This window comes from Burkholderia contaminans (assembly GCF_029633825.1).
Classification (GTDB): Bacteria; Pseudomonadota; Gammaproteobacteria; order Burkholderiales; family Burkholderiaceae; genus Burkholderia; species Burkholderia contaminans.
Genome location: NZ_CP090640.1, coordinates 3,291,943 through 3,314,546 on the forward strand (window position 1 = coordinate 3,291,943; position 22,604 = coordinate 3,314,546).

Here is a 22,604-nt window from a genome sequence, read left to right on the forward strand (position 1 = left end):
CGCGACCCGGTATGTTGATTTGCTCTGTTTCCTTGTTGGGCTGCAGCTCGTCACCCAGAGGAAAACTCGTCAGTGGCTGTCACCCCCTCAGCTCGTCGAATCGCTGCAGGCATGGCTGGTCGTCCATCGAGCGAAATGCGAGTGGCGCGATCGAGTCTGGATAGGTCATGCCGCCCTTCAAATAGCGAAGTCCGTCCACGCCGTGGATAGCTCCGCGCCTTCCGAACAGCGTCCTGGTATCGCGGATGATGCGACAGCACACCCGCGATATGCGCTCGCGAATCGGTTGGGCCTGCGACTGAAGTGCACCCAGTATCTTCGGGAGCGGATCTGATTCCTCTCACGGGGCCAGCACTCGAACGACAGCAGCAAGCTGATCTGAAGAAATCGTCAGCAGCCGACTCGATGGCCGAAACACGATACATGGAGGAAAAATGCGCTTCAATTCGACGCGATTCCGAATCGATTCGACACCGCGCAGAGCCGATGTTCAGTATGTCGCGCACGCGCGGATCACCACAACACTGATGGACGGCGCGGAACAGGAAGTACATGATAGTAGCGATCTGGCTGCTTTCTACAATCGTGAGGATGCAGTTGCGTACGCAACAAAATGGGCAGAAGAATGGCTAACTTCACGGTATGGTTGACGAACGGCCTCGATCGCTCGAACGCGACGAACCTGGCTGAGGAAACCATTCTTCCACGTGGAAACCCTCTGCGGATTGCTACGCTGGAAGGAATCTGATTGGCTAACGAGATCTCGATGAATGGCAACGCCGGCGATGACAGTCGACCAAAGTTCCGTACCTCACTACGTTGTTCTTCTGAACGGATGGCGACCCTATGTATTGAATGTGGATCGCATCGTTATCCGACGCGAAGCTAGTCGGTTGTTGCTTGCCTTTGCACGGTCCCACGGCAAACTGGAGGGCATCGACGGTGTCGAATGGAACAAGTTTTCCGACGCGCAGGATCTTTCAGTACCTGAGCGTCGCGAGGCGCGATTCTATGCCCTGGTAATGGGGGCCGAGACCAAGCATCAGTTGCGGTTGCTTGCAAATCTCTGAAATTTTCATTCCGGGCAGCGGTCCGGTTCCGAGTGACGACGAGCGCGACGCCCTGCTCGCGCAGCCCGTCAGCAGCCCCGTCGGCAGCTGCGGCATCAGCCAGCGCTTGATCACGTTCTTTCGCAGCGTCGCTTGCGATCCTGTTGTGCGGCCAGGCGGCGACGAAACGCGCTACGTACGTTCGGATTGGACCGTCACGTCGGGCAACCGAATCGCACCGAAAGCATCACCGTCATATAGAATGGTGCGCTTTGCCCGTACTCCTATGTGGTTCAAGAACCTTCAGCTTCATCGTCTTCCGGCACCTTGGGCCGTTACCCCCGATCAGATGGAAAAATGGCTGGCGCCCCACGCGTTCCAGCCGGGCACCAGCGTCGAGATGCAGCGCTGCGGATGGGCGTCGCCGCGTGACGACGGCGCACTCGTGTATTCGATCAACCGGCAGATGTTGCTGACGTTTCGTGCCGAGAAGAAGCTGCTCCCGGCGTCGGTCGTCACTCAGGTGACCAAGGCCCGCGCGCTTGAAATGGAGGAGCAGCAGGGTTTCAAGGTGGGGCGAAAGCAGATGCGCGAACTCAAGGAGCAGGTAACCGACGAACTGCTCCCGCGCGCGTTCACCATTCAGCGCGATACCCGCGTATGGATCGATACGGTGAACGGCTGGCTCGTCATCGATGCGGCTTCACAGGCGCTTGCCGACGACGTTCGCGGCCTGCTCGTCAAATCGATCGATCAGTTGCCGCTCGCTGGTGTGCAGGTAGTGCGTTCGCCGGTCGCCGCGATGACGGATTGGCTGTTGTCCGGCGAGGCGCCGGGCGGATTCACCGTGGACCAGGACGCCGAGCTGCGCTCGAGCGGTGAAGGCGGCGCCACGGTGCGATACGTCGGCCACGCGCTGGAAGCGAACGACATGCGCCGGCACATCGAGGCCGGCAAACAATGCATGCGCCTTGCGATGACCTGGGATAACCGGATCTCCTTCGTGCTGACGCCATCGCTGACGATCAAGCGCGTGACGCCGCTCGACGTGATCAAGGAGGCGGCGGATCCGACCGCGCAGAACGACGACGAACGCTTCGACTCGGATGTCACGCTGATGACCGGTGAATTGGAGCGGATGTTGGCCAGCCTGATCGATATCCTGGGTGGCGAGCAACGCGACTCGGTTCATCAGGCGGCAGCAGCCTGAACGCCGTCGCCGGCAGAGAAGCCTCGCCTCCCCCGCGACGGTGAGGTTTCGAGCCGGCACGACAGTTCAACGAGGACTGTCGTCACGCTGTCGGTGGACCGCCACCGGGCGCCCGCACGCGATGCCCGATTTTTCTCCGTGTCGCCTGCCAGCGCGACGATCCCGCCCAGCCAGCCTGCCAAACTCGCCGGCGCCAAAGCGCCGACATGCCGAGATTCACGCATTCGGCTCCCGGAACGCTGTTTCCGTCAGCGCACGGGCGCCGCGACTCATTTGATCAGGCGCAGCACATCGCGAAAACGCGGATGCCGGCTGGAGCCCAGCCATTCGAACCCGATCATCTCGACCGTCGCGATTTGCACCCCCGCCACCCCGAGCCGGGCGATCCCCGCGTCCCGGTCAGTCATCCTGCGCGACCCCACGGCATCGCTGACCACTGTGACTTTGCGGCCGCTGCGCAATAGCCCGAACGCCGTTTGCAACACGCACACGTGCGCCTCGCATCCGGCGACGATGACACTGTTGCGCCCCGCCGGCAATGCATCGACCAGGCCCTCCGCGCACGCGTCGAAATGGTCCTTGACGACGGTGTCGGAGCACAGATCCTTGATCTCCGGTACGTTCCGGCCCAGCTGGACGGGGCTCTGCTCGGTACCCATCACCGGCACCCCGAGGATCTGCGCAATGCGGGCAAGTCGGACAGCCTGCGTGACGACCGATGCCCCTTCGTGGATCACCGGCATCAGCCGCGCCTGAAAATCAACCAATACGACCACTGAATCGTCGGACACGTGCAGCACGGCGCATTCTCCGGAGTGAAAGCGACGTCAACCACCATCGACCGTCGATGAAAAGTCGCTTTGTCGCAAGATCGTCAGTCCCGCACAAGACCGATATCGAATCGCGTCAATGACCGAGTGCGTGAATTCGGTAAACGGAAGCGGTCCCCAAGCCTACCAAACTTGCCGGCGCCGCTGACGTGATCGCATGGAGCCGGTTCATGGAATCCCCCACGGTCCAATCGCAGGAACGCCGGTTGCTCACTGCTTCGTATTGTCGAATCCGCCGCCCGCGACACGGCGACAGGCAAACCGCCACGATTCAATCCCGGTTCAGAATCAATCACCAATACCGACAACGATTGCCAATCTATTTTCACCAAATTCAATAATCAGCTCATCTCCATTCCCTGGCGAATTCGCATATTTTACCGACCCAACAAGCAATAATTGCGACCTCATTCCAGAACATTATTCGAAAACCACAAAATCATTATTGACTTCGACTTTATCCGAACTTTAGAATCCCCAACGACAGCTTACGTTTCGATTTTCATACCGCGCACACACCCATGTCGGCGCGATACTGGAACGCCAACAGAGAAGTCTTGCATGCCCGGCCGGGGCAGCGCCTCCGTTTTTTCAATTCCGGCATTAACCGACAACCGGTTATTTCTCATTCAATTCGCCCCGGAAGTACGCCCGGATTAATTCCGAATTTCCCAGGAATTCCGCAATACCGGACGAAGCAGATCGAGCACCCGCTCATTCGATAATTCTCATAAAAATCGCCAGTCATCAGGAGGGACATCAACATGCATCGCCTTGCGAAGTCGCTGTGTCTCGGATTCATCTGCGCCGGCCTGCTCGCGGCCTGCAATGACGACGACGTCAAATCGAGCAACCCGCCGTCGAACAACGTCGCGCTGTCGTTCCGCATGGACACCGGCGGCCAGATCAACGCGTTCTACCGGCAGGACAACGTCGCCGCACACCTGCTCGTGCGCTCGTCGACGAAGCCGCGCCTGCTCGTGGTCTTCCCCGCCGGCAACAGCGGCACCGGGCTGTGGTTCGACGATACCGCGCAACCGGTGAACTGGAGCCTCGACACGCCGCCGTCCGCGCTATCGGCACCCGACACGCACGGTCGCCCGCTGTACGGCATCGGCGCCGACGTGTCGGTGGACACCAACACGCTGACGATCCGACAGGGCGTGCTCAGCAACGTGCGCTTCCTGCGTGACTTCAACGGCGGTGCAACGATTCCGCAGCAGATCCTCACCGCGCCGACGGTCCAGGGCAGCGCGGCACTGTGGCAACGCGACCGGATCGACGGCGCGCCCGGCTATTCACTGCGCATCACGCTGCGCGACGGCGGCAGCATCGCGCCGGCAGCGGGCGGCAAGCTCGTCCTGAGCGCACCGGCGGGCTCGCACACGTTGCGGCTGCATGTCGATGCGCTGTCGGGCGAGACGCCGTTGTCGCCGATCACGCACGCCGACCTGCTCGCGCCGTCGGTGAACCCCGACCCGGTGAGCCAGAACGTGCTCGAATTCCTGAGCTTCCACGACAAGCTGCTGGCCGGCTCGTGGCAGTACGACACCTACTTCGGCCGCGACACGCTGATCTCGGTACGCATGCTGATGCCCGTGCTCGAACCTGCGGCGATCGAGGCCGGCCTGTCGTCGGTGCTGAGCCGGCTGTCTACCGACGGCAAGGTCGCGCACGAGGAAGGGATCGGCGAATTCGCCCTCGTCGACAACCAGAAGAACGGGCGGCCGAACGATTCGACACCGACTTACGACTACAAGATGATCGACAGCGACTACCTGCTCGCGCCGATCGCGGCCGCGTGGCTGATCGACGATACGCGCGGCCAGGCCCGCGCGGCCGCGTATCTCGCGCAGCGCGGCAGCGACGGACAGACCAATGGCAGCCGCCTGGTCGTCAACCTGCTGCACGTCGCGACAACCGCGCAGCCGTTCGCGCAGCAGCCGACAGTCGCGAACCTGATCCACCTGCGGCCCGGCGAAATCGTCGGCAATTGGCGCGACAGTACCGACGGGCTCGGCGGCGGCGTCTATCCGTATGACGTCAACGCGGTGCTCGTGCCGGCCGCGTTGCGCGCGGCGAACGCATTCCTCGCGCGCGGCCTGCTCGATCCGTACCTGGATGCCGGACAGCGCGCGACGCTCGCCAATACGGCAAATCAGGCGGCCACGTGGGAAACGCAGGCACCGCCGCTGTTCCAGGTCAGCGTACCGGCCGCGCAGGCGGCCACCGACGTGTCGGCCTATGCGCCGTCCGCGGGCGTGCCGGCCGGCGCCGCACCGGGCGCGCCACTGGCGTTCTACTCGCTGTCGCTCGATCAGCAGGGCAATCCTATTCCGGTGATGAATTCGGATGGCGGCTTCGCGCTGCTGTTCGGCACGCCGCCGGATGACGAGCTACAGCGGATCGTCACCGACGTCACGCGGCCGTTCCCGACCGGGCTCGTGACCGATGCCGGGATGCTGATCGCGAATCCCGCGTATGCAAGCCAGGCGCTGTGGCCGAAATTCACCAGTTCCGCGTATCACGGCACGGTGATCTGGTCGTGGCAGCAGGCGATGTGGGTGGCCGGGCTCGATCGCCAGCTCGCGCGCCAGGACTTGTCGGCTGCGACACGCACGCTGCTCGCGCAGGTGCGGCAGACGATCTGGCAGGTGATCTCGAACGGACGCGACATGCGCACGTCCGAGATGTGGACGTGGTCGTACGTGAACGGCAAGTACCAGACCGATGCATTCGGTACGCGTAGCGCCGACGCCACCGAGGCGAACGCTGCGCAGCTCTGGAGTACGACGTATCTCGCGATCCGCGATCCGCAGCAGCGCGCGGGCAAGTACTGGTGGCAGGCGTCGCAGCAGATGCAGGATGGTGCTCAGCCGAAACAGCGCGCGGCGGCGCTGGCAGCGCGGTAGCGCGTCGCCAGCCGCATGCCGACCGGCCATGCAAAAGCCCCGGTGGCGTTACCGCCTCCGGGGCTTCGTTGGAGATCGAGGCGCCGGACACGGCCTCTTTACGCCCGGGTTGCCGAACGTTCCGCATCCGTTCACCGGCGCCCGCGTGCCGCGCCAACCCGTGTCACCGCGCCACGACCCGGTTCCGCCCTTCCCGCTTCGCCTGGTACAACCGTTCGTCGACCACGCGCAGCAACGCATCGACCGTGCTGCCGTCGGCCCCGTATTGCGCAACGCCGACGCTGACCGTCACCTGCACGCGCTTGAAATCGAGCCCGAACGGCGAGCTCGCGATCGACGAGCGCACGCGCTCGGCGGTCATCCGTGCGCCTTCGAGCGGCATCTCCGGCAGCAGCGCCATGAATTCCTCGCCGCCGACCCGCGCGAGCCCGCCGGCCGGCCGGATCGCGTCGAGGCACTGGCGCACGACACCGCGCAGCACCTCATCGCCGATCTGATGCCCGTACGCATCGTTGATGTTCTTGAAATTGTCGAGATCGAGCGCGAGCAGGCAGAACGGCGTGCCGTCGCGCTCGGCCCGCACCATCTCGCGCTCGACCTGCGCGATGAATTGCCGGCGGTTCGACGCGCCCGTCATCGGGTCGGTAGCGGCCATGTATTCGAGCTTCTGGTTCGTGCGCCGCAGCTCCTGCAACGCGCTCTCGGTGCGCGCCATCGATTCCGACAGCCGGCTCATCAGGTCTTCCTGGCGGTAGATCGCCGAGAACGAGCGCGTCGTCTGCAGCGCCTGCACGACGCCGTAGCTGAGCAGGAAGAAGCCGCCGGCGAAGATCGCGTGCGCGAGCCACCACATGTGATTCCACGGCTTGCCGAGAATGAACGCGAGCGACGACAGTGCAAACGCCATGATCGACACGCCGTAGATCATCATCAGCGGCGAGCGGATCCGCCGCGCGAGCAGCACGGCGACGTTCAGCAGCGAGAATACGAGCGCGCCGCCTTCCATCGACAGCCGCGTGCCCGGCGCGCCCGCGACCGGCGAATACGCGATGTACGCCACGACCACGTTGACGATCACGAAGAAGACGATCCACGGCAGCCACGTGCGCACGCTCGTGCGCTTCTCGACGCGATCGGGCGGCCGCGAATACGACAGCAGGCCCGTGAGCAGCAGGATCGACATCACGAGCCGCGACGCGGGCCCGTACAGCAGGAACAGCCAGATGTTGTGATGCGCCATCCCGGTGAATGCACCGTGCAGCGCATAGATCATCGCGAAGCCGAGAAAGCCGAGTGTCAGCCAGCGCAGCAGCGGCTCGCCGGACGACCGGTAGCAGACCCACGTCACGTAGGTGACGAACGCGCCTTCGAGGGTGGCGGCGGCGATCGCGATTTCATGGAACGCGTGGTTCTCGAACACGACGTGCGGGTCGCTGAAGAACCACAGATACGCAATCAGATAGGCGGGCAGCAACGCGAATCCGACCAGCAGGCATTTCGCGTAGAGCCTTGCGGCCGCGCTGACGACGCGCGGCGGTTCCCCGGCTGCATAGGTCGTACTCATTCGGTCCCCGGTCGGTCTGCTGCGTGGGTTCGAACCTTCGCGGCACGGATCACACGACGCACGATCCTGCCCATCGTGCCGAAAGGCAAATGTCAGAGCAAGTATAGGTGGGGCAATTCGTTTGACAAGTAAGGGGAAACGGCATTGCCGGGCGCATGCCTATTGCTTCCCGATTGTTTCGAATGGCGGATCATTCGCACCGATTCGCGTCGCGGCCGCCTGTCTCGCCGAAGCGAAACCGCGGCCGCTCCACATCAAAGATCAGAGGATTTCGAACAGGCCGGCTGCACCCTGCCCGCCGCCGATGCACATCGTGACGACCACGTACTTCACGCCGCGCCGCTTGCCTTCGATCAGCGCATGGCCCGTCAGGCGTGCGCCCGACACACCGTACGGATGGCCGACCGCGATCGCGCCGCCGTTCACGTTAAGACGATCCTCAGGAATCCCGAGCGTGTCGCGGCAGTACAGCACCTGCACCGCGAATGCTTCGTTCAGTTCCCACAGGCCGATATCGTCGACCTTCAGCCCCGCCTGCTTCAGCAGCTTCGGCACCGCGAACACGGGGCCGATGCCCATCTCGTCCGGCTCGCAACCGGCCACCGCGAAACCGCGGAACACGCCGAGCGGTTGCAGCCCTTCGCGCCGCGCGGCGTCGGCGCTCATCACGACGCAGGCCGACGCGCCGTCCGAGAACTGGCTCGCGTTGCCGGCGGTGATCACGCCGCCCGGCACGGCCGAGCGAATCTTCGACACGCCTTCGAGCGTCGTGTCGGGGCGAATCCCTTCGTCGGCCGAGACCGTCACTTCCTTCGTGAACAGGCGGCCCGTCGCCTTGTCGGCAACGCCCGCGAGCACGGTGATCGGCACGATCTCGTCGAGGAAGCGCCCGGCTTCCTGCGCAGCCGCGGCGCGCAGTTGCGACTGCACGCCGTACTCGTCCTGCCGCTCCTTCGAGATGCCGTAGCGCTTCGCGACGTTCTCGGCCGTCTGCAGCATGTTCCAGTAGATCTCGGGCTTGTGCTGGACGAGCCAGCCTTCCTGGATCATGTGGTGGTTCATCTCGTTCTGCACGCACGAGATCGATTCGACGCCGCCCGCCACATACACTTCGCCTTCGCCCGCGATGATCCGCTGCGCGGCCAGTGCGATGGTCTGCAGCCCGGACGAGCAGAAACGGTTCACGGTCATCCCCGGCACCGTCACGGGCAGCCCCGCGCGCAGTGCGATCTGCCGCGCGATGTTCGCGCCGGTCGCGCCCTCGGGGTTCGCGCAACCCATGATCACGTCCTCGACGCGTGCGGGGTCGAGCTTCGCGCGTTCGACAGCGGCCGCGACCGCGTGGCCGCCGAGCGTCGCGCCGTGCGTCATGTTGAAAGCACCGCGCCAGGATTTCGCCAGCGGCGTGCGGGCGGTCGATACGATTACGGCTTCGGTCATGCGAGTCTCCTTCGGTCCTGCTTCATGTCCTGAATCGGATGGGAAATTGCGCTACGCCGCCGGGCGCGCGCCCGCGGACGTCACATGCGCGACGCCCGCTGCCTGCATCTGTTGCCACGCGTGGGCGAGCGACCCGTTCAGGTCGATCGCGCGGCACGCATCGTTGATCACCGCGGCTTCGAAACCGGCCGCGCGCGCATCGAGCGCCGACCACGCGACGCAATAGTCGGTCGCGAGCCCGCAGCACCACACGCGCTTCGCACCGAGCTCGCGCAGATAGCCCGCAAGCCCGGTGCGCGTCGTGCGGTCGGCTTCGACGAACGCGGAATAGCTGTCGACCTGCGCGTCGCCGCCCTTGCGGATCACGAGCCGCGCATGCGGGATGTCGAGATCGCGATGCAGCGCCGCGCCATCGGTGTCCTGCACGCAGTGCACGGGCCACAGCACCTGCTCACCGTACGGCAGCGAAAGCGTGGAAAACGGTTCGCGGCCCGGATGGTTCGCCGCGAACGACACGTGCTCGCGCGGGTGCCAGTCCTGCGTCAGCACGACCTGGTCGAAGCGTTGCGCGAGCGCGTTGATCACCGGCACGACCGCGTCGCCGTCAGGCACCGCGAGCGCGCCGCCCGGCATGAAGTCGTATTGCACGTCGATCACGAGCAGTACGTCGTCGGTGCGTTTCATTGCGTTTCTCCGGGTATGCGTCGCGCCGCGATCCGGCGCGTCAGCCGTTGAACCCGCGGCCGGCCTTCGCGAGTTCCGCGATCGACGGTGCGAGCTGCCATGCGTCGCCGTTCGGTGCGGCCGCGTAGCGGCGAATCGCGCGCTCGACGTTGTAGAGGCCGACCACGTCCGCGTACAGCATCGGGCCGCCGCGCCACAGCGGGAAGCCATAGCCGGTCAGGTAGACCATGTCGATGTCGGACGCCTTCGACGCGATCTTCTCCTCGAGGATCTTCGCGCCTTCATTGACGAGTGCGAACACGAGCCGCTCGACGATCTCGTCGTCGCCGATCTTGCGACGCTCGACACCGCGCTCCTTCGAATACGCGACGACCATCTCGTCGACGAGCGACGACGGCCTGGCCTTGCGCTCGCCCGGCACGTAGTCGTACCAGCCGGCGCCCGTCTTCTGGCCGAAGCGGCCCTGCTCGCACAGGCGGTCGGCGATCTTCGAGTACTGTAGATCGGGCTGCTCGATGTAACGGCGCTTGCGGATCGCCCAGCCGATGTCGTTGCCGGCAAGGTCGCTCATCCGGAACGGGCCCATCGCGAAACCGAACTTCTCGATCGCACGATCGACCTGCGCGGGCAGCGCGCCTTCCTCGAGCATGAACAGCGCCTGACGGATGTACTGCTCGATCATCCGGTTGCCGATGAAGCCGTCGCACACGCCCGACACGACCGCCGTCTTGCGGATCTTCTTCGCGACGGCCATCACGGTGGCAAGCACGTCCTTCGCGGTCTGCGCGCCGCGCACGACCTCGAGCAGCTTCATCACGTTCGCCGGGCTGAAGAAGTGCATGCCGACGACGTCCTGCGGACGCTTCGTGAATGCAGCGATCTTGTCGACGTCGAGCGTCGACGTGTTCGACGCGAGGATCGCCTCCGCCTTCGCGACTTCGTCGAGCTTCGTGAACACCTGCTCCTTCACGCCGAGTTCCTCGAACACGGCCTCGACGATCAGGTCGGCGTCCTTCAGGTCGTCGTAGGACAGCGTCGGCGTGATCAGCGCCATGCGCGCGTCGAGCTTCTCCTGCGTGAGCTTGCCCTTCTTCACCTGCGCGTCGTAGTTCTTGCGGATCGTCGCGACGCCGCGCTCGAGCGCCTCCTGTTTCGTCTCGAGCAGCGTGACGGGCAGGCCTGCGTTGACGAAGTTCATCGCGATCCCGCCACCCATCGTGCCCGCGCCGATCACGCCGACGCGGCGGATCTCGCGCAGCGGCGTATCGGCCGGCACGTCGGGAATCTTGCTCGCCGCGCGCTCGCCGAAGAACGCATGCCGCAGCGCACGGCTTTCCGGCGTCATCATCAGCGCGACGAAACCCTCGCGCTCGGCCACGCTGCCCTTGTCGAAGCCGTGCAGCACGCCGGCCTCGATCGCGTCGATGCACTTGTGCGGTGCGGGGAAATTCGGCGCGGCGGCCTTCGCGGAATTGCGCGCGAACTGGATGAAGCCCGCGGCGTTCGGGTGAACGATCTTGCGATCGCGCACGCGCGGATGCGGCCCCTTCTGCGCGCCGACCTTGCCCGCGAACGCGACGGCCGCGTCGAGCAGGTCTCCGTCGGCCATTTCGTCGAACAGCCCGCTCTTCGCAAGCTGCTCCGACGGCACAGGCGCGCCCGACACGATCATGTTCAACGCGGTTTCGAGCCCCACCGCACGCGGCAGGCGCTGCGTGCCGCCCGCGCCCGGCAGCAGGCCGAGCTTCACTTCGGGCAGCGCGACCTGCGCGCCCGGTGCCGCGACGCGGTAGTGCGCGCCGAGCGCAAGCTCGAGGCCGCCGCCCATCACGACGCTGTGCAGCGCCGCGACGACGGGCTTCGCGCTCGCCTCCACCGCGCGGATCACGGTGTGCAGCGTGGGCTCCTGCAGCGCCTTCGGCGTATTGAATTCGGTGATGTCGGCGCCGCCCGAGAATGCGCGTCCCGCGCCGGTCAGCACGATGGCTGTCACCGACGGGTCCTGCGCGGCGCGATCGAGCGCGTCCATGACGCCCTGACGGGTCGACAGGCCGAGCCCGTTGACGGGCGGATTGTTGAGCGTAAGGACGGCCACGCCGTCGCGAGTCGAGTAATCCACTGCCATCTGCCTGCCTCCATGCATCGCGCGCCGGGGTGGCTGCGCTTCATTGTGCGCGGTCGAACAGCCGCATGTCCTGATGAACGGAGGCAGCATACAACGAAAAAGCACGGTCGTTCAATTTGAATTTCGTTCCCGATGCCGGTCGCCCATCCGGGGACGGATCGGGGGACCGCGTCACGCGCCGCTTCCGGCCCGGGCCTGCGTTACGGCTCGCAGACCGCCGTCGGCAACACGTAGTCGCGGAACGTCTCGCGCAGCTTCAGCTTCTGCAGCTTGCCGGTCGCGGTGTGCGGCAGCGATTCGACGAATACGACGTCGTCGGGAATCCACCATTTCGCGACCTTGCCTTCGTAGAACGCGAGCAGCGCGTCGCGGCTCAGGTTCGCCCCTTCGCGCGGCACCACGACGAGCAGCGGGCGCTCGGTCCATTTCGGGTGCGCACAGGCGATGCAGGCGGCCTCGGCCACGCCCGGGTGCGCAATCGCGACGTTCTCGATGTCGATCGAGCTGATCCACTCGCCGCCCGACTTGATCACGTCCTTGCTCCGGTCGGTGATCTGCAGGAAGCCGTCGGGGTCGATCGTCGCGACGTCGCCGGTCGGGAACCAGCCGTCCGACGACAGCGGCGACGTATCGCCGCGGAAGTAGTGATCGATCACCCACGGGCCACGCACCTGCAATTCGCCGAATGCGACGCCGTCCCACGGCAGCTCGTGGCCGTCCTCGCCGACGATGCGCATGTCGACGCCGCAGATCACACGCCCCTGCTTCTCGAGCAGCTTGCGCTGCGCGTCGAGCGGCCGCTGCGACTGCGCCCAGTTGAGCTTCGCGAGCGTGCCGAGCGGCGACAGCTCGGTCATCCCCCATGCGTGAATCACGCGCACGCCGTATTCGTCCTCGAAGGTGCGCAGCATCGCGGGCGGGCACGCGGAGCCGCCGATCACCGTGCGGTTCAGCGTCGAGAAGCGCACGCCGGCCTCGCGCATGTAGTTGAGCAGGCCGAGCCACACGGTCGGCACGCCCGCGGAGAACGTCACGCGCTCGGCCTCCATCAGCTGGTACAGCGATTTCCCGTCGAGATCCTTGCCGGGCAGCACGAGCTTGCCGCCCGTGAGCGGCACCGCGTACGGCAGCCCCCATGCGTTGACGTGGAACATCGGCACGACGGGCAGCACGGCGTCCATCGCGGACAGGTTCATCGCGTCGGGGAGCGCTGCGCCGTACGCGTGCAGCACGGTCGAGCGGTTCGAATACAGCACGCCCTTCGGGTTGCCGGTCGTGCCCGACGTGTAGCAGAGCCCCGACGCCTGCTGCTCGTCGAGGCGCGGCCAGTCGTAACGGCCGTCCTCCGCTTCGACGAGCGTTTCGTAGCAGAGGAACGGCGTCGTGCCGGACGGTAGGTGCGCGGCGTCCGTCATCGCGACCCAGCCCTTCACGTGCGGGCATTGCGGCGCGATGGCCTCGACGAGCGGCGCAAAATTGATGTCGAAGAAGACGTAGCGGTCTTCCGCGTGATTGACGATGTACGCGATCTGCTCGGGAAAGAGGCGCGGATTGATCGTGTGGCACACGGCCCCCATCCCGCCGATCCCGTAATACGCTTCCAGATGCCGGTAGCCGTTCCACGCCAGCGTGCCGACGCGATCGCCGGTTTCGACGCCGAGCCGGGTGAGCGCCTGCGCCAGCTGCTTCGCGCGGCGTTCGCAATCGCGGTACGTGTAGCGATGCAGGTCGCCTTCCACGCGCTTCGACACGATCTCCGTATCGCCGGCGTGGCGCGCGGCGTGAGAAATCAGCGAGGACACCAGCAACGGCATGTCCATCATCTGGCCCAGCAACGGCTTACCCATCGTCCTGTTCTCCGTGAGGATGCGAATCGGTGCCTCTGCGGCGCGCCCGTCAGCGGCCCCGGACGGGCCTGGCGCACGGTGCGCGGGCCACCATGCGGGCGGCGCGGCGCCGCCTTACAATATCGGCTTACCCAGAGGCGCTCAACATGTCGTTTTCCCGAAGCGCAGCCGATCCGGCTGACACCCTCCCCGACCTCGCCGCCACGCTCGGCGCGCCCGCCGCCGGCGCGTTCATCACGCTCGGCGACGCGTTTCATACGCGGCTGCCGGCCGCGCCGCTTGCCGCGCCGTACGTCGTCGGCCTTTCCGGCGAAGTCGCGCAACTGCTCGATCTGCCACCGTCGATCGCCGCGCAGCCCGGCTTCGCCGAGCTGTTCGCCGGCAACCCGACGCGCGACTGGCCCGCGAACGCGATGCCGTATGCGTCGGTGTATTCCGGCCATCAGTTCGGCGTGTGGGCCGGCCAGCTCGGCGACGGCCGCGCGCTGACGATCGGCGAGCGCACCGGCACGGACGGCCGCCGCTACGAGCTGCAGCTGAAAGGCAGCGGCCGCACGCCATACTCGCGCATGGGTGACGGCCGCGCGGTGCTGCGCTCGTCGATCCGCGAATTCCTGTGCTCGGAAGCGATGCATCACCTCGGCATCCCGACCACGCGCGCACTGACGGTGATCGGCTCCGACCAGCCGGTGGTGCGCGAGGAGATCGAGACGTCGGCGGTCGTCACGCGCGTGTCGGAGAGCTTCGTGCGCTTCGGCCACTTCGAGCACTTCTTCTCGAACGATCGCCCCGACCTGCTGCGCCAGCTCGCCGATCACGTGATCGACCGCTTCTATCCGGATTGCCGCCACGCCGACGATCCGTACCTCGCGCTGCTCAAGGCCGCGACGCTGCGCACGGCCGATCTCGTCGCGCAGTGGCAGGCCGTCGGCTTCTGCCACGGCGTGATGAACACCGACAACATGTCGATCCTCGGCGTGACGATCGACTACGGCCCGTTCGGCTTCGTCGATGCGTTCGACGCGAACCACATCTGCAACCACTCGGATACGAGCGGCCGCTACGCATACCGGATGCAGCCGCGCATCGCGCACTGGAACTGCTATTGCCTCGCGCAGGCGCTGCTGCCGCTGATCGGCCTGCAGCACGGCATCGCCGACGACGATGCGCGCGCCGAGCGTGCAGTGGAGGACGCGCAGGCCGTGCTCGCGAAGTTCCCGGAACGCTTCGGCCCCGCGCTCGAACGTGCGATGCGCGCGAAGCTCGGCCTGGAGCTCGAACGCGAGCACGATGCCGAACTCGCCAACAAGCTGCTCGAGACGATGCATGCGAGCCACGCGGATTTCACGCTGACGTTCCGCCGGCTCGCGCAGATCTCGAAGCACGACGCGAGCCGCGACGCACCCGCGCGCGACCTCTTCATCGACCGTGAAGCATTCGACGCATGGGCGAACCTCTACCGCGCGCGACTGTCCGAGGAAACGCGCGACGACGCGGCTCGCGCGGTTGCAATGAACCGCGCGAACCCCAAATACGTGCTTCGCAACCATCTGGCCGAAGTCGCGATCCGGCGCGCGAAGGAAAAGGATTTTTCGGAAATCGAGCGGCTCGCGCAGATCCTGCGCCGCCCGTTCGACGAACAACCGGAGCATGAAGCGTACGCGGCGTTGCCGCCCGACTGGGCCGGGTCGCTCGAAGTGAGCTGCTCGTCCTGAGCCGCAACCCGCGAGTATCGCCCCATCGATCAGGAGAACCCCACATGTCCCACGATTCCGACGACAAGATCTTCCCGTACGAGAAGGACGACGCCGAGCTGCGCCGCCGGCTCACGCCGATGCAGTACGAAGTCACGCAGCATGCGGCCACCGAGCGCGCATTCACCGGCGAATACACCGACACCGAAGACGACGGCATCTACAAATGCGTCGTCTGCAGCACGCCGCTGTTCGAGTCCGGCGCCAAGTTCCACTCGGGCTGCGGCTGGCCCAGCTACTTCAAGCCGCTCAATGGCGAGGTGATCGACGAAAAGGTCGACTACTCGCACGGGATGGTGCGCGTCGAGGTGCGCTGCAACCACTGCGGCGCGCATCTCGGCCACGTCTTCGAGGACGGCCCGCGCGACAAGACCGGTTTGCGGTACTGCATCAATTCGGCTGCGTTAAACTTCGAGTCCCGACCCGAAAACGAATGAGCGGCGCCGGGCGGATCCGCGGGGCGCCCCTCGCGCCACCGCCCCGATCCGCTCCGGCGGTGCCTGGCGGGTCCCTACAACGGTGAAAGGCCGCGCAAGCGGCCTTTCACGCAGCTGCGAGCGCCATGAAATTCCTGTTCGATCTGTTTCCGATCATCCTGTTTTTTGCCGCCTTCAAGGTCTGGGGCATCTTTACCGCCACCGCCGTCGCGATCGTCGCGACGCTGGCCCAGGTCGCCTGGGTTGCCTTCCGGCACCGGAAGGTCGACACGATGCTGTGGGTCAGCCTCGGCGTGATCGTCGTTTTCGGTGGCGCCACCCTCGTCCTGCATGACGAGAAATTCATTCAATGGAAACCGACTGTGCTGTACTGGCTGTTTGCGATCGGGCTGCTCGCCGCGCGCTATGCGTTCGGCAACAACCTGATCGAGAAGATGATGGGCAAGCAGCTCACGCTGCCGCACCCCGTGTGGGACAAGCTGAACGTCGCCTGGGCGCTGTTCTTCGCGGTGCTCGGTGTCGCGAACCTGTACGTGGTGCACAACTTCACCGAATCGCAATGGGTGAACTTCAAGCTGTTCGGCACGACGGGCGCGATGGTCGTATTCATCATCCTGCAGAGCCTGTGGCTCACGAAATACCTGAAGGACGAGTGACATGACGGACGCCTTTCTCCACGCGTCGCCCGGCGAACGCATCGCGCTGATCGAAGCGCGCCTCACCGCGGCGCTCGCCCCGCTGTCGCTCACCGTGCGCGACGACAGCGCGCAGCATGCGGGCCACGCCGGCGCGTCCGCCGGCGGCCACTTCACGGTCACGATCGTAGCGGCCGCATTCGCGGGCAAGCCGCGCGTCGCGCGGCACCGGCTGGTGTATGATGCGCTCGCTGATGCGATGCAGCGCGGCATTCACGCGCTCGCGATCGTGGCTTACACGCCCGAAGAATTCAACGAATCTTCAATCTAGTCTCATTAGGAATTCCCGATGATCCTGAAATCCCCCCGCCTGTGGGTCGCGGCGGCTGCTTTTGCAGCGGCACCGGCATTTGCCCAGAACATCGCCGTCGTCAACGGCACGCCGATTCCGAAGTCGCGCGCCGACGCGATGGTTGCTCAGCTCGTCCAGCAAGGCCAGACCGACAGCCCGCAGCTGCAGCAGGCCGTCCGCCAGGAACTCGTGAACCGCGAAATCCTGATGCAGGAAGCGATCCGCGAAGGCATCCCGAACCGTCCGGACGTGAAGGCGCAGGTCGCCGTCGCGCAGCAGACCGTCGTGCTGCGTTCGATGATCGAGAGCTTCCTGAAGAAGAACCAGCCGACCGACGCCGAAGTGAAGGCGCGCTACGACGACCTCGTGAAGGGCGCGGGCGGCAATCGTGAATACCACCTGCACCACATCCTCGTCAGCGACGAGCAGCAGGCGAAGGACCTGATCGCGAAGATCAAGGCCGGCGCGAAGTTCGAGGATCTCGCGAAGCAGTTCTCGAAGGATCCGGGTTCGGGCAAGAACGGCGGCGATCTCGACTGGTCCGACCCGAAGGCGTACGTGCCGGAATTCGCGGCGGCCGCGCAAAAGCTGCAGAAAGGCCAGATGACCGACACGCCGGTGAAGACGCAATTCGGCTGGCACATCATCCGTGTCGACGACGTCCGCGACATCGCCCCGCCGCCGTTCGATCAGGTGAAGCAGCAGATCGCGCAGCAGCTTGTGCAGCAGAAGCTGCAGGCGTTCGAGGAAGGTCTGCGCCAGCAGGCAAAGATCCAGTAACGCAGGCGCTCGTCGCCGATGCATCCAAAATGCCGCTCTTCGGAGCGGCATTTTTATTGCCCGCGCGGGCTGTTGGCGCATCACGATGTGCGTCAGCTCGCCCGGCAAAAGAAAAGGCCGCTCAGAAGAGCGGCCCTTTCCCGTGCACGATTCGCGCGCACCGCAAGCGCGCACCGCAAGCGCGGCAGGCTACGCGGGATAGAACACGTCGTGATAGCGAACGTCACCCGACGGCCGCGGCGCCGAATCGTCGAGCGACAGCGCGAGGAAATACTCGGGCGGTACGCCCGGGAACACGATGTCGCCGGATGGCGCAAAGCCGAACCGCGTGTAGTACGCGGGTTCGCCGAGCAGCACGCAACCGCGCGCGCCAAGCCGGCGCAATGCGTCGAGCCCCGTGCGCACCAAACCCGCACCGATGCTCTGCCGCTGGCAGTCGGGCAGCACCGCGAGCGGCGCCAGCCCGTACCAGCCCTGGCTGCCGGACGGTTCGCCACCGATCGACACCGGCGAGAACGCAACGTGCCCGATCAGGCGGCCGTCGCGCTCCGCGACGAGCGAGACGCTCAACGCACCGTCCGCCCGCAGCGTATCGACGATTCGCCGTTCGAACTGCCCACCTTCCGGCTCGCCCGCAAACGCGGCGACGATCACGCGGCCGATCGCGTCGGCCTCGCTTGCACGCGCATCACGCAGCGTGACGACCTCGACCGGCGCGTTCGGGTCGAACATCATCCCGATCAGCCGATCCAGCGGCGCGCGTTGCGGAACACGCGCATCCACGGGCTCGCTTCACCCCAGCTTTCCGGGTGCCAGCTCATCGCGACCGTGCGATGCACGCGCTCCATGTGCGGCATCAGCACCGAGAAGCGGCCGTCGGCCGTCGTGACCGACGTGATGCCGGCCGGCGAGCCGTTCGGGTTGAACGGATAACGCTCGGTCGCTTCGCCGCGGTGATCGACGTAACGCATCGCGACTGCGACGCGATCGATGTCGCCCTGCTGCGAGAAGTCCGCATAGCCTTCGCCGTGCGCGACCGCGACCGGAATCCGCGAACCTTCCATCCCCGCGAAGAAGATCGACGGCGACTTCTGCACTTCGACGAACGAGAAGCGCGCCTCGAACTGCTCGGACTTGTTGCGCGTGAACTTCGGCCACGCTTCCGCGCCCGGGATCATCGACGCGAGGCTCGACATCATCTGGCAGCCGTTGCAGATGCCGAGCGCGAACGTGTCGGGACGTGCGAAGAAGGCCGAGAACATGTCGGCAAGGTTCGCGTTGAAGCGGACCGTCTTCGCCCAGCCTTCGCCCGCGCCCAGCACGTCGCCGTACGAGAAGCCGCCGCATGCGACCGCGCCCGCGAAATCGGCGAGCGTGGCACGGCCGGCCAGCAGGTCGCTCATGTGCACGTCGTGCGCATCGAAGCCCGCGCGATCGAACGCGTAGGCCGTTTCCAGATGCGAGTTCACGCCCTGCTCGCGCAGGATCGCGACGCGCGGCCGTGCGCCCGTCGCGATGAACGGCGCGGCGATGTCATCGGCCGGATCGAAGCTCAGCACCGGCGAGATGCCCGGATCGGCCGCGTCGAGCAGCGCGTCGTATTCGGCATCCGCGCAGGCCGGGTTATCGCGCAGGCGCGCGATGCGCCAGCTCACTTCGCTCCATGCGCGATGGAGTTCGGTGCGCGGTGCGTCGAAGATCTTCTTCGCGTCGCGGTACACCTCGATCACGTCGCGATCGTTGACCGACCCGATCACGTGCGAGCACGCCGACAGGCCGAACTCGCGCAGCGCGCCGAGCACCGCGTCGCGATCGGTCGCACGCACCTGCACGACGGCGCCGAGTTCCTCGGAGAACAGCGCGCGCAGCGTGCGATCCTCGCGGCGGCCGCTCGTCTGCTTCGCCCAGTCCTTTGCGTCGCCGTAGTCGGATTCGTGATTCGGGTCGAGCGTCAGCATGTCGACGTTCAGCGACACGCCCGCGTGGCCCGCGAACGCCATTTCGCACACCGTCGCCCACAGGCCGCCGTCCGAGCGGTCGTGGTACGCCAGCAGCTTGCCTTGCGCATTCAGCGACTGGATCGCGTTGAAGAAGCGCTTCAGGTCTTCCGCATCGTCGACGTCCGGCGTCGTGTCGCCGACCTGCTGCGTAACCTGCGCGAAGATGCTGCCGCCCATCCGGTTCTTGCCGCGGCCGAGATCGATCGCGATCAGCACGCTGTCGCCCGCGTCGGCGATGCGGCGCAGTTGCGGCGTCAGGTGACGGCGCACGTCCTCGACCGGTGCGAACGCGGAGATGATCAGCGACACCGGCGACACCACTTCCTTCGCAACGCCCTGCTCATCCCACTTCGTCTTCATCGACAGCGAATCCTTGCCGACCGGGATGCCGATCCCGAGCGCCGGGCACAGCTCCATGCCGATCGCCTTGACCGTGTCGAACAGCGCGGCGTCCTCGCCGGCCGTGCCGCATGCCGCCATCCAGTTCGCCGACAGCTTCAGCTTGTCGAGCGCCGCGATCGGCGCGCTCACGATGTTCGTGATCGCCTCGCCGACCGCCATGCGGCCCGATGCCGGCGCATTGATCACGGCGAGCGGCGTGCGCTCGGCCATCGTCATCGCCTCGCCCTTGAAGCCCGCGTAGTCGAGCGCGGTGATTGCGCAGTCGGCCACCGGCACCTGCCACGGGCCGACCATCTGGTCGCGCACCGACGTGCCGCCGACCGAGCGGTCGCCGATCGTGATCAGGAACGACTTGCTGCCGACCGTCGGGTGCTTCAGCACGTCGACGGCAACCGCCGACAATGCGATGCCCGTCACGTCGACCGGCGCGCGCTCGGTCGTCACGCGCGTGACGTCGCGATGCATGCGCGGCGGCTTGCCGAGCAGCACTTCCATCGGCATGTCGACCGGGTATTCATCGGCGCCCGTCGCTTCGTCGTCGACGAGCTTCAACTGGCGTTCGTCGGTCGCGACACCGACCACCGCGAACGGGCAGCGCTCACGGGCGCAGATCGCCTCGAAGCGCGGCAGGTCGGCCGGCGCGATCGCCAGCACGTAGCGCTCCTGCGCTTCGTTCGACCAGATTTCGCGCGGCGACAGGCCCGACTCCTCGAGCGCGACCTTGCGCAGCTCGAAGCGCGCGCCCTTGCCCGCACCGTCGACGATCTCGGGGAACGCGTTCGACAGGCCGCCCGCGCCGACGTCGTGGATGCTCAGGATCGGGTTCTCCGCGCCGAGCTGCCAGCAGCCGTTGATCACTTCCTGGGCGCGACGCTCGATTTCCGGGTTGCCGCGCTGCACCGAGTCGAAATCGAGTTCGGCCGTGTTCGCGCCGGTCGCCATCGAGCTCGCGGCGCCGCCGCCCATCCCGATCCGCATGCCCGGGCCGCCGATCTGGATCAGCAGCGAGCCGGCCGGCACGTCGTGCTTGTGCGTATGCTGATCCGCGATGTTGCCGAGGCCGCCCGCGATCATGATCGGCTTGTGATAGCCGTGCACCTTCCCGCCGACGTTCTGCTCGTACACGCGGAAATAGCCGCCGAGGTTCGGACGGCCGAATTCGTTGTTGAACGCGGCGCCGCCGAGCGGGCCGTCGATCATGATCTGCAGCGGCGACGCGATGCGGTCCGGGCGGCCGTACGGGCCGTGCGCTTCGTTCGGGTTGCGCTCGGCAACCGGCTGCGCCGCGTCGCGATCGTTTTCCCACGGCTGGCGGGCATCGGGCAGATCGAGGTTCGATACGGTGAAGCCCGTGAGGCCCGCCTTCGGGCGCGCACCGCGGCCGGTCGCGCCTTCGTCGCGGATCTCGCCGCCCGCGCCGGTCGCCGCTCCCGGGAACGGCGAGATCGCCGTCGGGTGGTTGTGCGTCTCGACCTTCATCAGCGTGTGCGTGAGCTCGGTGTGGCGGCCATAACGTTCACCCGGCTCGCCGGCCGCGCCTGCGTTGCGCGGGAACCAGCGTTCGGCTTCGGCACCGACCATGATCGACGAGTTGTCCGAATACGCGACGATCGTGCCTTGCGGGTTCAGCTTCTCGGTGTTGCGGATCATCGCGAACAGCGACATGTCCTGCGCTTCGCCGTCGATCGTCCACTGCGCGTTGAAGATCTTGTGGCGGCAGTGCTCGCTGTTCGCCTGCGCGAACATCATCAGTTCGACATCGGTCGGGTTGCGCTCGAGCTTGCGGAACGCGTCGACCAGGTAGTCGATCTCGTCGTCGGCGAGCGCGAGGCCCAGCTCGACGTTCGCGCGTTCCAGCGCGCTGCGGCCGACGCCCAGCACGTCGACGGTCGCGAGCGGCTTGGCCGGCAGTTCGTCGAACAGGTGCTTCGCGTCGTCGCGCGCCGCGACCACGCTTTCGGTCATCCGGTCATGCAGCGCGGCCGCGACGGCTGCGCGCGCGTCGTCCGACAGCGCCTTCTTGCCGCCGAGCAGGCCCGACTTCAGCGTGACCGTGAATTCGACGCCGCGCTCGATGCGGCGCACCTGTGTGAGGCCGCAATGCTGCGCGATGTCGGTCGCCTTGCTCGCCCACGGCGAGACCGTGCCGAAGCGCGGCAGCACGACGAAGGTCTCGGCCGTGCCCTTCTCGGCCGCCGGCTCGAACGGCGCGCCGTAGTGCATCAGCGCGTCGATGCGCGCGCTGTCGTCGGCCGACAGCGGCTCGGCCGCATTGACGAAGTGCAGGAACTGCCCGCGCACCGCGACGATGTTGGCGTCGATTTGCCTGAGCGTGTCGAGCAGACGGGTTTGACGGAAATCGGAGAGGGCCGAAGCGCCGGGAAAACACGAGAAGTGAGCCATGGGCTGGACTGACGTCGATGAGTCGCGCGAGGTGGCGACGTGGGGCGAAAGGAAGGCCGTAATTATACCCGGAAGTCGGTCGCCCCAGACCGGCCAATCGGTAGCCCGCGTGCACCGCGACGGTGCCACGGGGCGCGCCGCGTCCGTCACGCCCGCCGGGCAGCCCGCGCGGGCGCGGCA

General features: G+C 66.1%; 16 protein-coding genes. 8 read left to right on the plus strand and 8 right to left on the minus strand.

The genetic code is table 11. The features are described from left to right. The first annotated feature begins 785 nt into the window (after positions 1 to 785). Positions 786 to 1,070, plus strand: coding sequence for a hypothetical protein (locus LXE91_RS15385; protein ID WP_039367203.1), 285 nt, complete (start codon positions 786 to 788; stop codon positions 1,068 to 1,070). 265 nt (positions 1,071 to 1,335) lie between these two features. Further along, positions 1,336 to 2,259 (plus strand): recombination-associated protein RdgC, encoded by a 924-nt coding sequence (locus tag LXE91_RS15390; protein WP_039367103.1) that lies wholly within the window; start codon positions 1,336 to 1,338, stop codon positions 2,257 to 2,259. Between the two features lie 269 nt (positions 2,260 to 2,528). On the opposite strand, the gene LXE91_RS15395 is transcribed toward LXE91_RS15390, so the two are convergent. Then, positions 2,529 to 3,059, minus strand: coding sequence for an isochorismatase family protein (locus tag LXE91_RS15395; protein WP_039367105.1), 531 nt, complete (start codon positions 3,057 to 3,059; stop codon positions 2,529 to 2,531). A 794-nt stretch (positions 3,060 to 3,853) separates the two neighbouring features. On the opposite strand from LXE91_RS15395, the gene LXE91_RS15400 reads away from it, so the two are divergent. Beyond that, complete coding sequence (locus tag LXE91_RS15400; RefSeq protein ID WP_039367109.1) at positions 3,854 to 6,001, plus strand: glucosidase family protein; 2,148 nt, start codon at positions 3,854 to 3,856, stop codon at positions 5,999 to 6,001. Positions 6,002 to 6,164: 163 nt separating this feature from the next. On the opposite strand, the gene LXE91_RS15405 is transcribed toward LXE91_RS15400, so the two are convergent. The 5 genes from LXE91_RS15405 to LXE91_RS15425 all read right to left on the minus strand — a co-directional run bounded on the left by LXE91_RS15405 (position 6,165) and on the right by LXE91_RS15425 (position 13,661). After that, the gene (locus LXE91_RS15405; protein ID WP_039367112.1) at positions 6,165 to 7,565 is read right to left on the minus strand and encodes a GGDEF domain-containing protein; all 1,401 of its coding nucleotides are present in this window, start codon (positions 7,563 to 7,565) and stop codon (positions 6,165 to 6,167) included. Between the two features lie 261 nt (positions 7,566 to 7,826). Beyond that, positions 7,827 to 9,005, minus strand: coding sequence for an acetyl-CoA C-acyltransferase (locus LXE91_RS15410; RefSeq protein ID WP_039367115.1), 1,179 nt, complete (start codon positions 9,003 to 9,005; stop codon positions 7,827 to 7,829). A gap of 51 nt (positions 9,006 to 9,056) precedes the next feature. Then, positions 9,057 to 9,689, minus strand: coding sequence for a bifunctional nicotinamidase/pyrazinamidase (pncA, locus tag LXE91_RS15415; RefSeq protein WP_039367118.1), 633 nt, complete (start codon positions 9,687 to 9,689; stop codon positions 9,057 to 9,059). A 40-nt stretch (positions 9,690 to 9,729) separates the two neighbouring features. Beyond that, positions 9,730 to 11,814 (minus strand): 3-hydroxyacyl-CoA dehydrogenase NAD-binding domain-containing protein, encoded by a 2,085-nt coding sequence (locus tag LXE91_RS15420; protein ID WP_039367122.1) that lies wholly within the window; start codon positions 11,812 to 11,814, stop codon positions 9,730 to 9,732. Between the two features lie 200 nt (positions 11,815 to 12,014). After that, positions 12,015 to 13,661 carry a 3-(methylthio)propionyl-CoA ligase gene (locus tag LXE91_RS15425; protein ID WP_039367125.1) on the minus strand — a complete coding sequence of 549 codons (1,647 nt, stop codon included), beginning with the start codon at positions 13,659 to 13,661 and terminating at the stop codon, positions 12,015 to 12,017. A 146-nt stretch (positions 13,662 to 13,807) separates the two neighbouring features. Between LXE91_RS15425 and LXE91_RS15430 the strand changes: the two genes are divergently transcribed. The 5 genes from LXE91_RS15430 to LXE91_RS15450 all read left to right on the plus strand — a co-directional run bounded on the left by LXE91_RS15430 (position 13,808) and on the right by LXE91_RS15450 (position 17,619). Further along, positions 13,808 to 15,376, plus strand: coding sequence for a protein adenylyltransferase SelO (locus LXE91_RS15430; protein WP_039367128.1), 1,569 nt, complete (start codon positions 13,808 to 13,810; stop codon positions 15,374 to 15,376). Between the two features lie 44 nt (positions 15,377 to 15,420). Further along, a complete protein-coding gene (gene msrB, locus LXE91_RS15435) occupies positions 15,421 to 15,852 on the plus strand; it encodes a peptide-methionine (R)-S-oxide reductase MsrB (RefSeq protein ID WP_039367131.1) in 432 nt (143 codons plus the stop codon). A gap of 125 nt (positions 15,853 to 15,977) precedes the next feature. Then, positions 15,978 to 16,508: a septation protein A gene (locus LXE91_RS15440; protein ID WP_011352350.1), complete on the plus strand. Its 531-nt coding sequence runs from the start codon at positions 15,978 to 15,980 to the stop codon at positions 16,506 to 16,508. Position 16,509: 1 nt separating this feature from the next. Further along, positions 16,510 to 16,818 (plus strand): BolA family protein, encoded by a 309-nt coding sequence (locus LXE91_RS15445; RefSeq protein ID WP_039367134.1) that lies wholly within the window; start codon positions 16,510 to 16,512, stop codon positions 16,816 to 16,818. Positions 16,819 to 16,836: 18 nt separating this feature from the next. Then, positions 16,837 to 17,619: a peptidylprolyl isomerase gene (locus LXE91_RS15450; protein ID WP_039367137.1), complete on the plus strand. Its 783-nt coding sequence runs from the start codon at positions 16,837 to 16,839 to the stop codon at positions 17,617 to 17,619. A 189-nt stretch (positions 17,620 to 17,808) separates the two neighbouring features. Here LXE91_RS15450 and LXE91_RS15455 read toward each other — a convergent pair whose 3' ends face one another. Together LXE91_RS15455 and purL are read right to left on the minus strand one after the other, a co-directional pair. Beyond that, complete coding sequence (locus tag LXE91_RS15455) at positions 17,809 to 18,354, minus strand: GNAT family N-acetyltransferase (protein WP_039367206.1); 546 nt, start codon at positions 18,352 to 18,354, stop codon at positions 17,809 to 17,811. A 5-nt stretch (positions 18,355 to 18,359) separates the two neighbouring features. Next, positions 18,360 to 22,424 (minus strand): phosphoribosylformylglycinamidine synthase, encoded by a 4,065-nt coding sequence (gene purL / locus LXE91_RS15460; RefSeq protein WP_039367139.1) that lies wholly within the window; start codon positions 22,422 to 22,424, stop codon positions 18,360 to 18,362. Positions 22,425 to 22,604 lie beyond the last annotated feature (180 nt).